The 13,511-nt window shown below is 71.7% G+C and carries 14 protein-coding genes and 1 pseudogene; 9 read left to right on the top strand and 6 right to left on the bottom strand.

All coding sequences use genetic code 11. The features are described 5' to 3' along the window. The first annotated feature begins 33 nt into the window (after nucleotides 1-33). Genes ACN6LB_RS03300 through mug form a run of 4 tightly spaced genes read left to right on the top strand, consistent with a single transcriptional unit; the run spans nucleotide 34 to nucleotide 3,256 of the window. Entirely contained in the window at nucleotides 34-816 is a 783-nt protein-coding gene (locus tag ACN6LB_RS03300; RefSeq protein ID WP_445024466.1) for an SGNH/GDSL hydrolase family protein, read from the top strand. 24 nt (nucleotides 817-840) lie between these two features. Beyond that, nucleotides 841-1,191, top strand: coding sequence for a DUF4326 domain-containing protein (locus ACN6LB_RS03295; RefSeq protein WP_356137317.1), 351 nt, complete (start codon nucleotides 841-843; stop codon nucleotides 1,189-1,191). Between the two features lie 59 nt (nucleotides 1,192-1,250). Then, nucleotides 1,251-2,693 (top strand): adenylosuccinate lyase, encoded by a 1,443-nt coding sequence (gene purB / locus ACN6LB_RS03290; protein ID WP_445024465.1) that lies wholly within the window; start codon nucleotides 1,251-1,253, stop codon nucleotides 2,691-2,693. Continuing rightward, entirely contained in the window at nucleotides 2,690-3,256 is a 567-nt protein-coding gene (gene mug, locus ACN6LB_RS03285; protein WP_445024563.1) for a G/U mismatch-specific DNA glycosylase, read from the top strand. Before purB ends, mug begins: the two co-directional genes overlap by 4 nt. A gap of 16 nt (nucleotides 3,257-3,272) precedes the next feature. Here the strand turns inward: mug and ACN6LB_RS03280 are convergent, their stop codons facing one another. Genes ACN6LB_RS03280 through ACN6LB_RS03270 form a run of 3 tightly spaced genes read right to left on the bottom strand, consistent with a single transcriptional unit; the run spans nucleotide 3,273 to nucleotide 5,452 of the window. Next, nucleotides 3,273-3,734: a hypothetical protein gene (locus ACN6LB_RS03280; RefSeq protein WP_445024464.1), complete on the bottom strand. Its 462-nt coding sequence runs from the start codon at nucleotides 3,732-3,734 to the stop codon at nucleotides 3,273-3,275. 57 nt (nucleotides 3,735-3,791) lie between these two features. Beyond that, nucleotides 3,792-4,514: an ABC transporter permease gene (locus ACN6LB_RS03275; RefSeq protein WP_445024463.1), complete on the bottom strand. Its 723-nt coding sequence runs from the start codon at nucleotides 4,512-4,514 to the stop codon at nucleotides 3,792-3,794. A gap of 2 nt (nucleotides 4,515-4,516) precedes the next feature. Further along, nucleotides 4,517-5,452 carry an ABC transporter ATP-binding protein gene (locus ACN6LB_RS03270; RefSeq protein ID WP_445024462.1) on the bottom strand — a complete coding sequence of 312 codons (936 nt, stop codon included), beginning with the start codon at nucleotides 5,450-5,452 and terminating at the stop codon, nucleotides 4,517-4,519. A gap of 108 nt (nucleotides 5,453-5,560) precedes the next feature. On the opposite strand from ACN6LB_RS03270, the gene ACN6LB_RS03265 reads away from it, so the two are divergent. The 3 genes from ACN6LB_RS03265 to ACN6LB_RS03255 all read left to right on the top strand — a co-directional run bounded on the left by ACN6LB_RS03265 (nucleotide 5,561) and on the right by ACN6LB_RS03255 (nucleotide 8,823). After that, on the top strand, nucleotides 5,561-6,724 hold the full coding sequence (locus ACN6LB_RS03265) for a sensor histidine kinase (RefSeq protein ID WP_445024461.1): 1,164 nt from the start codon (nucleotides 5,561-5,563) through the stop codon (nucleotides 6,722-6,724). 178 nt (nucleotides 6,725-6,902) lie between these two features. Then, nucleotides 6,903-7,565, top strand: a complete 663-nt coding sequence (locus ACN6LB_RS03260; RefSeq protein ID WP_356137331.1) for a response regulator transcription factor — start codon at nucleotides 6,903-6,905, stop codon at nucleotides 7,563-7,565. 100 nt (nucleotides 7,566-7,665) lie between these two features. Beyond that, on the top strand, nucleotides 7,666-8,823 hold the full coding sequence (locus ACN6LB_RS03255; protein WP_356137333.1) for an ROK family transcriptional regulator: 1,158 nt from the start codon (nucleotides 7,666-7,668) through the stop codon (nucleotides 8,821-8,823). 148 nt (nucleotides 8,824-8,971) lie between these two features. Here the strand turns inward: ACN6LB_RS03255 and ACN6LB_RS03250 are convergent, their stop codons facing one another. Beyond that, nucleotides 8,972-9,733, bottom strand: a complete 762-nt coding sequence (locus tag ACN6LB_RS03250; RefSeq protein ID WP_356137335.1) for a GntR family transcriptional regulator — start codon at nucleotides 9,731-9,733, stop codon at nucleotides 8,972-8,974. 247 nt (nucleotides 9,734-9,980) lie between these two features. Continuing rightward, the gene (locus tag ACN6LB_RS03245; protein WP_445024460.1) at nucleotides 9,981-10,868 is read right to left on the bottom strand and encodes an RNA polymerase sigma-70 factor; all 888 of its coding nucleotides are present in this window, start codon (nucleotides 10,866-10,868) and stop codon (nucleotides 9,981-9,983) included. A gap of 119 nt (nucleotides 10,869-10,987) precedes the next feature. Here ACN6LB_RS03245 and ACN6LB_RS03240 point away from each other — a divergent pair, with 119 nt between their 5' ends. Both ACN6LB_RS03240 and ACN6LB_RS03235 read left to right on the top strand, forming a co-directional pair. Continuing rightward, on the top strand, nucleotides 10,988-11,641 hold the full coding sequence (locus ACN6LB_RS03240) for an NADPH-dependent F420 reductase (RefSeq protein WP_445024459.1): 654 nt from the start codon (nucleotides 10,988-10,990) through the stop codon (nucleotides 11,639-11,641). Between the two features lie 157 nt (nucleotides 11,642-11,798). After that, nucleotides 11,799-12,629: an alpha/beta fold hydrolase gene (locus ACN6LB_RS03235; protein WP_445024458.1), complete on the top strand. Its 831-nt coding sequence runs from the start codon at nucleotides 11,799-11,801 to the stop codon at nucleotides 12,627-12,629. An 87-nt stretch (nucleotides 12,630-12,716) separates the two neighbouring features. On the opposite strand, the pseudogene ACN6LB_RS03230 reads toward ACN6LB_RS03235, so the two are convergent. Beyond that, nucleotides 12,717-13,505: pseudogene (locus tag ACN6LB_RS03230) on the bottom strand (EamA family transporter); the annotation flags it as partial. Between the last annotated feature and the right edge of the window lie 6 nt (nucleotides 13,506-13,511).

Below are 13,511 nucleotides of genomic sequence, written 5' to 3'. Positions count from 1 at the left end.
TGGGTATGCGGCCGGGTTACCATCGCTTTCGCCATGCAGACAAATGCCACGTACACCAGCCTCGTCGCGATCGGCGACTCCTTCACCGAGGGCATGTCGGACCTGCTGCCCGACGGCTCCTACCGGGGCTGGGCCGATCTCCTCGCGGCCCGGATGGCCGCGCACACGCCCGGTTTCCGATACGCCAACCTCGCGGTGCGGGGCAAGCTGATCGGACAGATCGTCGAGGAACAGGTCAGCGTCGCGGCCGCCATGGAGGCCGACGTGATCACGCTGGTCGGCGGCCTGAACGACACACTGCGTCCCAAGTGCGACATGGGCCGCGTCCGCGGGCTCCTGGAGGAGGCCGTCGAGCAGCTCGCCCCGGCCTGCAAGCAGCTGGTGCTGATGCGCAGCCCGGGCCGCACCGGTCCGGTCCTTGAGCGGTTCCGGCCGCGCATGGAGGAGCTCTTCGAGCACGTGGACAACCTCGCGCAGCGGCACGGCGCGCTCGTCGTCGACCTGTACGGCGCGCCCTCGCTGGCCGACCCCCGTCTGTGGGACGTCGACCGGCTGCACCTCACGGGCGAGGGACACCGCCGCGTCGCCGAGGCCGTGTGGCAGACGCTGGGGTACGAGGCGGAGGATACGGAGTGGCGTACGGCGCCGCCCGCCACCCTGCCGCCGCGCTGGGTCGCGCGCCGGACCGCGGACGCCCGCTTCGCCCGGCAGTACCTGCTGCCGTGGATAGGACGGCGGCTGACAGGACGCTCGTCGGGCGACGGACTCCCGGCGAAGCGCCCGGACCTGCTGCCGTACGACGGGCCTGTCGCATAGGCCCCGAGGCCGAGGGAGCCCCGCATGACCACGACCGTGATCAACCTCAAGGGCCACATCCGCGAATTCGGCCCCCGGCTGGAAAACGCCCCCGCCGACCTCGTCTACGTCGGCCGCCGCTGGACCATGGGCCACTGGGATCTGCCGCAGCACGCGCTGTACAACCCCTTCGCCCCGGACACGGCGACGAAGAAGCGCGACGGCACGCGTGCCGAGGTCATGCGGAAGTACCGGGCGTACCTGCTGGAACGCCCGGAACTGCTGGCCGAGGTGCCCGCCCTGCGAGGGATGACGCTGGCCTGCTGGTGCGCACCCGAGCTGTGCCACGGCGACATCCTGGCCGAGATCGCGGACGGCTCGGGGCCCGGCTCGTAGGTTCCGACGAAGAACCCTGCGGCGCTGGCCTGCACTAATCGCCAGTAGAATCCGTACACGTGACTGCCGCGCCTGCAAAGCCCCGTATCCCGAACGTCCTCGCCGGACGTTACGCCTCCACCGAGCTCGCCGTGCTCTGGTCCCCCGAGCAGAAGGTGAAGCTGGAGCGTCAGCTGTGGCTCGCCGTGCTGCGGGCCCAGAAGGACCTGGGGATCGAGGTGCCGGACGCCGCCCTCGCCGACTACGAGCGAGTGCTCGACCGGGTCGACCTGGCCTCGATCGCCGAGCGCGAGAAGGTCACGCGGCATGACGTGAAGGCGCGGATCGAGGAGTTCAACGACCTCGCCGGGCACGAGCAGGTGCACAAGGGCATGACGTCCCGGGACCTCACCGAGAACGTCGAGCAGTTGCAGATCCGGCTCTCCCTGGAGCTGATGCGCGACCGTACGGTGGCCGTGCTGGCGCGGTTGGGCAAGCTGGCGGGTGAGTACGCCGAGCTGGTCATGGCCGGCCGCTCGCACAACGTGGCCGCGCAGGCCACCACCCTCGGCAAGCGCTTCGCGACCACCGCCGACGAGCTGCTCGTCGCGTACGGCCGCGTCGAGGAGCTGCTCGGCCGCTACCCGCTGCGCGGCATCAAGGGCCCGGTCGGCACCGCGCAGGACATGCTCGACCTGCTGGGCGGGGACGCGGCGAAGCTTGCGGAGCTGGAGCAGCGGATCGCCGGGCACCTGGGCTTCTCGCAGGCGTTCACCTCTGTCGGCCAGGTCTACCCGCGCTCGCTGGACTACGAGGTCGTGACCGCGCTGGTGCAGCTCGCCGCCGCGCCGTCCTCGCTCGCCAAGACGGTCCGGCTGATGGCCGGACACGAGCTGGTCACCGAGGGCTTCAAGCCGGGCCAGGTCGGTTCCTCCGCGATGCCGCACAAGATGAACACCCGCTCCTGCGAGCGCGTCAACGGCCTGATGGTGATCCTGCGCGGCTACGCGTCGATGACCGGCGAGCTGGCTGGCGACCAGTGGAACGAGGGCGACGTGTCGTGCTCGGTGGTGCGCCGCGTCGCGCTGCCGGACGCCTTCTTCGCGCTGGACGGGCTGCTGGAGACCTTCCTGACCGTGCTCGACGAGTTCGGCGCCTTCCCTGCCGTGGTCGCCCGTGAGCTGGACCGCTACCTGCCGTTCCTCGCCACCACCAAGGTGCTGATGGGCGCGGTGCGTGCGGGTGTGGGCCGCGAGGTCGCGCATGAGGCCATCAAGGAGAACGCCGTCGCCTCGGCCCTCGCCATGCGCGAGCAGGGCACCGAGCGCAACGAGCTGCTCGACAAGCTCGCCGCGGACGAGCGCATCCCGCTCGACCGGGCCCAGCTCGACGAGCTGATGGCCGACAAGCTGTCCTTCACCGGTGCCGCCGCCGACCAGGTCGCCGTCGTCGTCGGTCGTATCGAGGAGATCGTCAAGCAGCACCCGGTGGCGGCGGGTTACACGCCGGGGGCGATCCTCTGACCCGGTTCACCCCGGCGGACCTGGAGGCCGCTCGCGACCGGCTCGTGCCGGATGTCGTCGCGGACGGTCTCCATGTTCTGTTCTGCGGCATCAACCCTGGGCTGATGACGGCGGCCACGGGCCATCACTTCGCCCGTCCGGGCAACCGGTTCTGGCCGGTGCTGCATCTGTCCGGGTTCACGCCGCGGCTGCTGAAGCCGTCGGAGCAGGGCGAGTTGCTCTCGTACGGGCTGGGCATCACGAACGTGGTCGCGCGGGCCTCGGCGCGCGCCGACGAGCTGACCTCCGAGGAGTACCTGGAGGGCGGGCGGCTGCTGAGCGCCAAGGTGGAGCGGCTGCGGCCGCGGTGGCTGGCCGTGGTGGGCGTGACCGCGTACCGGGCGGCCTTCGGTGACCGCAAGGCCCAGGTCGGCCCGCAGGAGCGGACGATCGGCGCCACCCGGGTGTGGGTGCTGCCCAACCCCAGTGGGCTCAACGCGCATTGGACGGCGGCGACGATGGCTGAGGAGTTCGGGCGGTTGCGGGCGGCTGCCGAGCACTGTGGACAGCCTGAGGAGCACTGAGGACCGCCCGCCATGGTCACGGGGGGTCGATCTCCGTCACGACGGCTATGAGCTGGAACGGCAGTTCCTTGTCCCACTGGGAGACGCCAAGGGCCACCCAGCGGGCGTGGCTGCGGGCCTGGCCGTGGTCGTCCGTCCGCCAGAGGTGCAAGTCCGGCACGTGAGAGCTCAGGTCGGCCCAGGGCTCGGGTATGTCCTCGCCCTCCGTCGCCCGGCCGAAGACGCCGGCCAGGCTGAATCGTTGCGGGTCTCCCCAACGCTCGGTCAGGCGCTCGGAGAGACCGTCCCGGTCGGCCTCGAACTGTTCCTCCGTCTCCTGCCACCGTGTGCCGTCGTCCTCCCAGAAGTCGTCGCTGGTCGCCAACTCGGCGACGTGGTAGCCCGGTCCCCCGGTGCCGGTGTCCGACCGGCCGTGCTCCGCCGGGAAGTCCTGGGAGCACAGCCGGTCGATCGTGGCCAGATGCTGCGCGATGGTCATGTGTTCCAGTAAACCGGCCACCACTGACATTTGGCGGGGCGTCAGGGCTTCCCGAGGTCAGGCGTCCCTGCGCTGTACGCTCCAGCCGCCCACGAGGAGGGCCGCCAGCGTCCAGGCTGCGGTCACCGCAAGTCCGGTCCACGGTCCGAGGGCGCTCTGGGACGTGTGGTGGAGCACCACCTGTCCCGCCCGGTCGGGCAGGAAGTCGGCGGCGTTTCCCGACACTCCCCCGATCACGAAGGAGACGATCAGGAGGAAGGGGACCAGGATGCTCAGGGTGGCCACGCCACTGCGCAACAGCGCCGTGAGTCCGGCCGCGAACAGGGCCATCAGCGCGAGGTAGACGCCGCAGCCGACCACGGCACGCAGCTCTTCGCCCCAGGTCAGCCCGTCGGCCTTGGCTCCGAGCACCGCCTTGCCGACGACCAGGCTCACCGCGCCGGTCAGCAGGCCCACGATCAGTGCGGGGCCGCCGATCGCCACCGCCTTGGCCGTGAACCACCGCCGCCGGTTCGGCACCGCGGCCAGCGAGAGGCGCAGCGCGCCGCCCTGGAACTCGCAGGAGACGGCCGTCGCGCCGAAGGCGATCGCCGCGACCTGCCCGAAGCTGACACCGAAGAAGGCGGAGAACAGCGGGTCGAACTCCTCGCCGTCGGTGTCGAGTCCGGCGAGTGCCGAGAAAGCGGCGGTGAGCACGAGGACGGCGCAGAGTCCTGCGATCAGCGACCGAAGCGTGCGGATCTTGATCCATTCGGCCCGGAGCACGGGTGTGAACGACATGGTCAGGCCTCCTGGGGCTGCGTCGCGGACGGGTGGGCGGTGAACTCGGCCTCCGAGGCCGTCAGATCGAGATAGGCCTGCTCCAACGTTCCCTCCTCCGCCGCGAGTTCGAGGACGGTCACCGCGGCGCCGGACGCGAGCCGGCCGATGTCCTCCACACGCGCGTCGTGCACGCTCCAGCGTCCGTCCTCGTCCTCGACGGCCTCATAGCCGTGCCGTGCGAGCAGTGCCCCGAGAACCGCGCCGTCCGTGGTGCGCACCCGAACCCGTGGCTGCACACGCGCGTGGATGAACTCCCGCATCGGTGTGTCGGCCAGCAGGCGTCCCCGGCCCAGGACCACGAGGTGGTCGGCGAAGGAGGCGGTCTCGTTCATCAGATGGCTGGAGACCAGCACCGTGCGGCCCTCCCGGGCGAGCCGGCGCAGCACCTCGCGGATCCAGATGATCCCTTCGGGATCGAGGCCGTTGGACGGCTCGTCCAGCATCACCACGGGCGGATCGCCCAGGAGGGCGGCCGCGATGCCCAGGCGCTGGCGCATCCCGAGGGAGTACGTCTTCACCCGCCGCCTCGCGACCGACGCGAGGCCCGTCTCCTCCAGCAGTTCGTCCACACGGCGCTCGGGGACGCGGTTGCTCGCGGCGAGCATCCGCAGATGGTCCCGGGCCGTACGCGATCCGTGCGCGGCCTGTGCGTCGAGCAGGGCGCCCACGTGGCGCAGCGGCTCGGGCAGCGTGACGTAGGGGCGGCCGTCGATCCTGGCGGTGCCGGACGTCGGCCGGTCCAGGCCGAGCACGAGCCGCATGGTGGTGGACTTTCCGGCGCCGTTGGGCCCGAGGAAGCCGGTGACGCGGCCGGGGAGCACTCGGAAGGTGAGGTGGTCCACGGCCCGTGTGCTGCCGTACTCCTTGGTGAGGTCTTGGACGTCGATGCTGGTCATGACCTCAGCCTGGCCGCCGGTGCCCCCTTGGGGCCTCCCCCGCGGGTGGAGTTCGTCTCCCCCGCTCGGGGGAAGCCAGTTGCCGGTGCCGCCTGCCACGATGACCCAATGGCCCGCTTTCTGCGCCCGCTGTTCCGGGGGACGACGTACACACGACTGCTGCACCTATGGGTTCCGATGCTGTTCGAGAGCGTGTGGCTCTTCATCGACATGGAGCACTGGTGGGTGCCCGCGCTGCTGCTCGTCCCGCTGGGGCTGGTCCCGGCGGTGCGGCTCGGCGAGGGCGTCCAGGCACAGTTGATGCTCGTGCCGGGCGGGCGGCGGGACCGCGACGCGGGGATCTCGGTCGCTCCCTCGGCGACCTGGGCGGACCGGCTGCGCACCGTGGTCTGGCTCGAGGTGCGCATGGTCCTCGGCGCTCTGGCGATGTTCAGCTGCGTCTGGCTGCCGACGTTCGCCGTGGACTTCGCCGGGCTCGCGTTCGGGTCCGTGCCGGGCGGCAACCCGCTTCTGCGGCATGTCCAGCCCCATGCGGCTTATGGGCTTCTGGTGCCGATCGCGCTGCTCGCCTCCGGTGCCTCCATCGTCGGCCTCGGTGAGCTCGTCACCGTGATCGCGCGCCGTCTCCTCGGCCCCTCCGCCGTCGAGCGGCTCGCCGCGCTGGAGGAGCGCACGGAGCGGCTCTTGGAGCGCAACCGCATCGCGCGGGAGTTGCACGACTCCATCGGGCACGCGCTGACGGTGGCGGTGGTGCAGGCGGGAGCGGCGCGGGCGGCCGGTGATCCGGAGTTCACCGACCGTGCCCTGGGGGCCATCGAGGAGACCGGCAGGGCCGCCCTCGAGGACCTGGAGCGGGTGCTCGGCGTGCTGCGCGAGCAAGCGCGTCCCGTGAGCAGCCGCCCGACGCTCGCCGAGGCGGACCGGCTCCTGGAGTCGGCGCGCGGTTCCGGCGCGAAGGTGGACGCCGAGGTGACGGGAGCGCTGGAGAGCGTGCCCGGGCCCGTCTCCCGCGAGGGCTATCGCATCCTCCAGGAGTCGCTCACCAATGTGCTCCGGCATGCGGGGAGCGTCCCGGTCCGTGTGCGTGTCTGCGTCGACGCGGGCACGCTGGGCCTGGAGGTCCGCAATCCGCTGCGCGCGGAGATACCGGGTCCGGGCCGGGGCAGCGGCCTGCGGGGGATCCGCGAGCGTGCGGCCCTGCTCGGCGGGCGGGCCCACACCGGCCCCGACGCGGGCGACTGGCAGGTGCACGTCGAGCTGCCGCTGCGCTGATCTAGGGGGTGTTTTGAAAGTCCTGTGCGGTGCCCGCGGTGTTCGGTGCGTGCCCTCGGCGTGCCGGACGAAGGCCCTCGTACTGGACGTACTTGGGGCTTCGGCCGGTGCGGCGAAGGTGCGTGCCGGGCGCCGTGGGTGCTGTGCGGGACTTTCAAACACCCCCTAGGCTGGCCGGATGCCGGTCACCGTTCTCCTCGTCGACGACGAACCCCTCGTACGGGCGGGTCTGCGGGCCGTTCTGGAGGCGCAGCCCGACATCGAGGTCGTCGGGGAGGCGGCCGACGGAGCCGCGGTGATCCCGCTGGTGCGGCAGTTGCGGCCGGACGTCGTCGCCATGGACGTCCGGATGCCCCTGATGGACGGCATCGAGGCGACGCGTGCCGTGCTGCGCACGGTGGCCGAGCCGCCGAAGATCCTCGTGGTGACGACGTTCGAGAACGACGAGTACGTCTACGAGGCGCTGCGCGCGGGCGCCGACGGGTTCCTGCTGAAGCGGGCGCGGCCGGCCGAGATCGTGCACGCGGTGCGGCTGGTCGCCGAGGGCGAGTCGCTGCTGTTCCCCGCCTCGGTGCGGCAGCTGGCCGCCGAGTACGGCGAGAGTGGTGGGAATCGGGCCGCGCGGGCCGCCATGGAGCGGGCGGCGCTGACCGAACGTGAGGCGGATGTTCTGCGGCTGATGGCGCGCGGGTTGTCGAACGCGGAGATCGCCGTGCAGCTGATCGTCGGCACCGAGACCGTGAAGTCGCATGTCAGTGGCGTGCTGGCGAAGTTGGGTGCCCGGGATCGCACCCAGGCGGTCATCGCCGCGTACGAGTCCGGGTTCGTCGCGCCGGGCTGATTCCGACCCGCCGGTAGCAAAGGGGGGTCCCCGCACTCGCCGAAGCCCATCGCGCCGAGTACGATCCGGCCAACACGCGCACGAGCTGGGAGGACGGACGTTGGGGCAGTTGACCGGCGGGGACCCTTCTCTGCTGCGAAGGATCAATTCCGCGGTGGTGCTGCACGCCCTGCGTGCCACGGACTGCGCGACGCTCACCGAGATCACCCGGGTGACCGGGCTGTCCCGGCCCACGGTCGAGGGTGTCATCGAAGGGCTGATCGAGAACGGACTCGTCGTCGAGAAGGCGGCCGAGGAGGGCGCCGCCCGGCGCCAGGGCCGTCCGGCCCGCCGCTTCCGTTTCCGCGCCGAGGCGGGCCATCTGCTGGGCCTGGAGATCGGCCCGCACCGTGTCGCCGCGCTCCTCGCCGACCTGGACGGCAAGGTGCTGGGAGCCATCGCCAAGGACGTCGACGAGACCGCGTCGGCGGATGAGCGGCTGGAGCGGCTGCGTACGGCGGTCGCCGAGCTGCTGCGCCGGGCGGGCATCGCCCGCGGCTCCCTGCGCGCGGTCGGAGTGGGCAGCCCCGGCATCGTCGAGGCGGACGGCACCGTGCGGCTGGGCACCGCGTTGCCGGAGTGGACGGGTCTGCGGCTCGGCGAACGGCTCAGCCGCTCCTTCAAGTGCCCGGTGCTGGTCGAGAACGACGCCAACGCGGCGGCGGTCGCCGAGCACTGGAAAGGGTCGGCCACCGAGTCCGACGACGTCGTGTTCGTCCTGGCGGGCCTGAGCCCCGGCGCCGGTGCGCTGATCGGCGGGCGGCTGCACCGCGGCTACGGAGGCGCGGCCGGTGAGATCGGCGCCCTCCATCTGCTGGGCCGCGACGTGACGCCGGAGACGTTGCTGTCCACGACCGACGAGCCGTTGCACCCGCTCGACGAGCAGGCGGTCGCCGAGGTGTTCGCGCTCGCCCGCAACGGCGACCAGCGGGCACAGGCGGCAGTGGAGCGCTTCATCCAGCGGCTGGTGCACGACGTGGCGGCCCTGGTGCTCGCCCTCGACCCGGAACTGGTCGTGATCGGCGGCTGGGCGGCCGGCCTGGACGGCGTACTGGAGCCGCTGCGCCGCGAGCTCGCGCGCTACTGCCTGCGTCCCCCGAAGGTGACCCTCTCCCTGCTGGGCGAGGCGGCCGTGGCGACGGGTGCACTGCGGCTGGCCCTCGACCATGTCGAGGAGCAGCTGTTCGCGGTGGACGGCACGGTGACGGCGCGCCGCTGAGCACGCCTGGACACAGGCACGCCCCGCGCGACGGATCGAGCGAGGCGTGCAGAAGGCGCACGGCTCAGAGCCCGGCACACCGAACAATCAGCCGCACACAGGCACGCCCCGCCCGACTCATCGAGCGAGGCGTGCAAAAGCGTGCGGCTCAGGAAGCCCGGCGCTCCGCGTCGTGGTGGATCTCCACGCCGCCCGAGTCGCCGAAGGTCAGGCGGCAGGTGTCGGCACGGTAGGTCGCCACGGAGACCGCGGCGGTGCGTCCCTCGGCGAAGAAGCGGGTGGTGACGACGAGGACGGGCGCTCCGGGGAGGCGGTCCAGTTCCTTGGCATCGTCGGCGCGGGCCGAGCCGAGTTCCACGGCCCGGTCCTGGCCCTCCAGCTCCAGGCGCTGCAGCTCGCGCAGCACGGTACGCGCGCGTGCCACACCCGAGGGCGCGTCGATGGCGGTCAGATCGGGCACCGAGGACGCCGGGACGTAGAGCAGTTCCGCGGCGACAGGCTGGCCGTGGGTGACCCGGGAGCGTCGCACCACGTGCACCTGTTCGCCGTGGACGGTCTCCAGGACGTCGGCCACAGCTGTGGGTGGCGTCGCCGTCGTGCAGTCCGCGGGCTGCCAGGCGTCGCCCGCCGAGCCCGGCCACATGTGCTGCTGGGAGCCGACGTCCACGCCCATGCGCGGCGGGGCGACCGTGGTGCCCACTCCGCGCCTGCGCTGGAGGCGGCCTTCCAGTTCGAGCTGTTCCAGGGCCTGGCGGAGCGTGGCCCTGGCGACGCCGAAGCGGGCCGCGAGGTCGCGTTCGTTGGGCAGGATCTCGCCCACGGAGAACTCGGAGTCCAATGCCTCACTGAGCACGGTCTTCAGGTGCCAGTACTTAGGCTCCGGCACCGATTCCAGCTGCTGGGTCCCCACCCTGTCCTCCGCAATCGCCGTGGCCCGGCGGCGTTTAAGCGCCCTTGTTTATTAAAGGTTCCTGCACTATCCCTGCGACCATAAAGCCGCCCCCACCCTTGGTCAAGACCAATCCTCGATCGCTTGTGGAATGCGCAGGGCCATCGAGGCACAGCGTTCACACGACGTTCGCGCCCCGCGATCCGCAGGACACGACGACGAAGCCCCCGTTCACGAGAACGGGGGCTTCGCCTGCGGAGCGGGAGCGTCAGTCGACGGGGAGTGACGTCAGTTTCTCCGGGTTGCGGATGACGTAGATGCACTGGATCCGGCCGTCCACGACGTCCAGTTGGAACACGCTGTCGGGCTTGTCGCCGGACAGGATGACCAGCGCCGTACCGCCGTTGACCTCCTGGAGGCGGAACGACACGTCCGGGACGTCGCCCTTGCGGGCCGCGCCGTGGATGAAGCGCCCCACCTTGTCGGCGGACTCGATGACGCGCAGCGGCGCCTTGGACAGCCCGCCGCTGTCGCCGACGAGACGAACGTCCGGGGCCAGCAGGGACATGAGCCCCTCCAGGTCGCCGCCGCCCGCCGCGGCGAGGAATCGTTCGGTCAGATCGCGGCGTTCGACCGGGTCGACCTCGTAGCGCGGCCGCCCTTCATCGACGTGCTTGCGCGCCCGCCCCGCGAGTTGGCGCACCGCCGACTCGCTGCGGTCGAGCGTGGCGGCGATCTCCGAGAACGGGTACCCGAACGCCTCCCGGAGCACGAACACCGCGCGCTCCAGCGGAGACAGGGACTCCAGTACGACGAGGACGGCGAGCGAGACGGAGTCGGCGAGGACGGCCCGCTCGGCGGTGTCGGGGACGGTGTCCGCGTAGTCGGTGGCGTACGGCTCGGGCAGCCAGGGGCCCACATAGGCCTCCTTGCGGGACTGGACATGGCGCAGCCGGTCGATGGCGAGCCGGGTGGTGATGCGCACCAGGTAGCCGCGCGGTTCGCGGACCTCGTCGCGATCGGCTCCGGACCAGCGCAGCCAGGCTTCCTGCACCACGTCCTCCGCGTCGGCCACCCGGCCGAGCATGCGGTAGGCGACGCCCATCAGGACGGGTCGGTGCTCTTCGAATACATCGGTCGTGAGGTCGGTCGTCACCCATCCATCCCATCCGACACGTTCCGCCGTGTCCAGCCGGAATCGGCGCTTCCCGGAGCAGAATGACCGCGGTCGCCGGTGGCCGGCGGCTTCGAAGGCTTCTGCTGTGGAGGACGACAATGCGCTACGCGGTTCTGGGCACGGGCGAAGTGGGCCGCACCCTTGGCGGCAAACTGGTCGAACTGGGTCACGAGGTGTCGCTGGGTTCGCGCACGAAGGACAACGCCGCGGCTCTGGAGTGGGCCGCGGGCGCCGGGCCCCGGGCGGGTCACGGAACGTTCGCGGAGGCGGCCGCCTTCGGTGAGGTGGTCGTCAACGCGGTGGGCGGACGGGTGGCGCTTCCCGCGCTGGAGGCCGCGGGCGCGGAGAACCTGGACGGCAAGGTGGTCGTCGACGTCTCCAACCCCATGGAGTTCGAGGACGGCCAACTGCGTCTGTCGCCGGTCGAGTCGGACAGCATGGGCGAGCAGATCCAGCGGGCCTTCCCGCACGCGCGCGTGGTGAAGACGCTCAACACCGTCAACAACCAGGTGATGGTGGATCCCGCGCGCGTGCCGGGCGAGCACCAGGTCTTCGTCTGCGGCGAGGACCAGGATGCCAAGAACCAGGTGACCGCGCTTCTCGGCGAGTTCGGCTGGCCTCCGCACCGGGTGCTCGACCTGGGCGGCATCCGGGCGGCACGCAGTGTGGAGATGATGCTGCCGCTGTGGCTGAGCCTGTTCCAGAACCTCGGTCACGGCGACTTCAACCTGGAGGTGCGCAGGGCTCGTTGAGGACGGGAACGGCAAGGGGCCGCCGTGCTCCCCCGGGGTTCTCACGTTTCGGGGCTACCCGTCGGTAGCAGTTGCTGACAAACTGTCTATGAGGCTGCCGTCCAGAAGTCCGTTCGGCAGCCTGCCCGTCAGCGTGTCCCCGACGAGGAGCAGCCCCATGTCCGACACGGTCTCCCTCAGCCTCACCTCTCCGCACGGCCCGCGGAGCGTGACCCTGTCCTACGCGCGCGTGGGCACCGGCGAGCCGCTGCTCCTGCTGCACGGCATCGGTCACCACCGGCAGGCCTGGGACCCGGTGGTCCACATCCTCGCGGCGGAGCGCGACGTGATAGCCGTGGACCTGCCGGGTTTCGGCGCGTCCCCGGCACTGCCCGACGGGCTCGCGCACGACCTGTCGACGATGAACCTCGCTCTGGGCGCGCTCTGCGAGAAGCTCGGGATCGAGCGGCCGCACGTGGCGGGCAACTCCCTGGGCGGACTGCTGGCCCTTGAGCTGGGCCGCGAGAAGCTCGTACGGTCGGTCACGGCGTTGTCGCCCGCGGGGTTCTGGTCGCAGGCCGAGCGCCGGTACGCCTTCGGGGTGCTGCTCGCCATGCGGCGGGCCGCGCAGGGCCTGCCCCTCCCGCTGGTGGAGAGGCTGTCGCGTACGGCGGCCGGGCGCGCGGTGCTGACGAGCAGCATCTACGCCCGGCCGGGCCGCCGTTCACCCGAGGCCGTCGTCGCCGAGACCCTGGCGCTGGCCCACGCCGAGGGATTCACCGAGACCCTGCGGGCGGGCACGGCGGTCCGGTTCACGGACGACATCCCCGGGGTTCCGGTCACCGTGGCCTGGGGCACCCGCGACCGGCTGCTGCTGCGCCGCCAGGGAATCCGCGCGAAGCAGATCATTCCCCAGGCCCGTCTGGTGCGGCTGCCCGGCTGCGGGCACGTCCCGATGAACGACGACCCGGCGCTCGTCGCCCGCGTCATCCTCGACGGCAGCCGCTGAGCGACGCCGGGCGAGGGCGCCGGAGCCGAGGGCGACCCCCGTGGCGACGAGCGCGCTGCCCACGGCCTGCGCGGCTCCGTACGTGCCCGTGCCGACCAGGGGCGCGGTGCAGGCGGCCGCGACGGGGATGAGACCGGAGAAGAGTGTGGCGCGTTCGGCGCCGATGCGCTGCATGCCCATGTACCAGCAGACGAAGCCGATGACCGTGACGACCGCCGCCTGCCACAGCAGTGCGGCGGCCTCGTCGGCGTCCGGCGTCCGCAGCCAGGCACCGCCGTCGGCGAGCACCCCGGCCGCCGCCGACTCGACCGCGGCGATCCCGCAGACGGTGGCCGACAGCAGCCGGGGGCCGAGCGGCCGCAGCACGGGCACGGCCAGCACCGCGAAACCGACCTCGCCGGCCAGGGCGCACGCGGAGAAGGCGATACCCCGGCCGTCGGCGCGGCCCCACCCCTGGACGGTGAAGGCGCCCACCGCGACGAGCAACGCCCCGTACAGGACGGCATGTTGGGGGCGCCTGCCCGCCAACAGCGGCACCAGCACCGCCACGACCACCGGGGCGCAGCCCACGAAGACGCCCGGTACCGCCGGTTCCGCGGTGCGTTCCGCGGCGAGCACGGCCAGGTTGAAGCCGACCATGCCGACGGCCGAGAGCAGTGCGAGCCGTCCCCACTGGCGCGGGGCGAGTCGCCGTAACTGTGTCACCCCTCCGCGGCCGACCAGGGGCAGAAGCAGAAGACAGGCCAGGCTGTAGCGCAGGAACTGGCCGCCCGCGTACGGGTAGTGGCCCAGCACGCTGTTGGCGGTGAAGGAGCCTCCGACGAGGACGCAGGCGAGGGCGGCGAGCAGCGCCCCGCGGGTGGTGGTGGCGTTCATGACCAT

Source organism: Streptomyces sp. SAS_270 (assembly GCF_052543295.1).
This window is presented reverse-complemented; position numbering and strand designations above follow the sequence as displayed.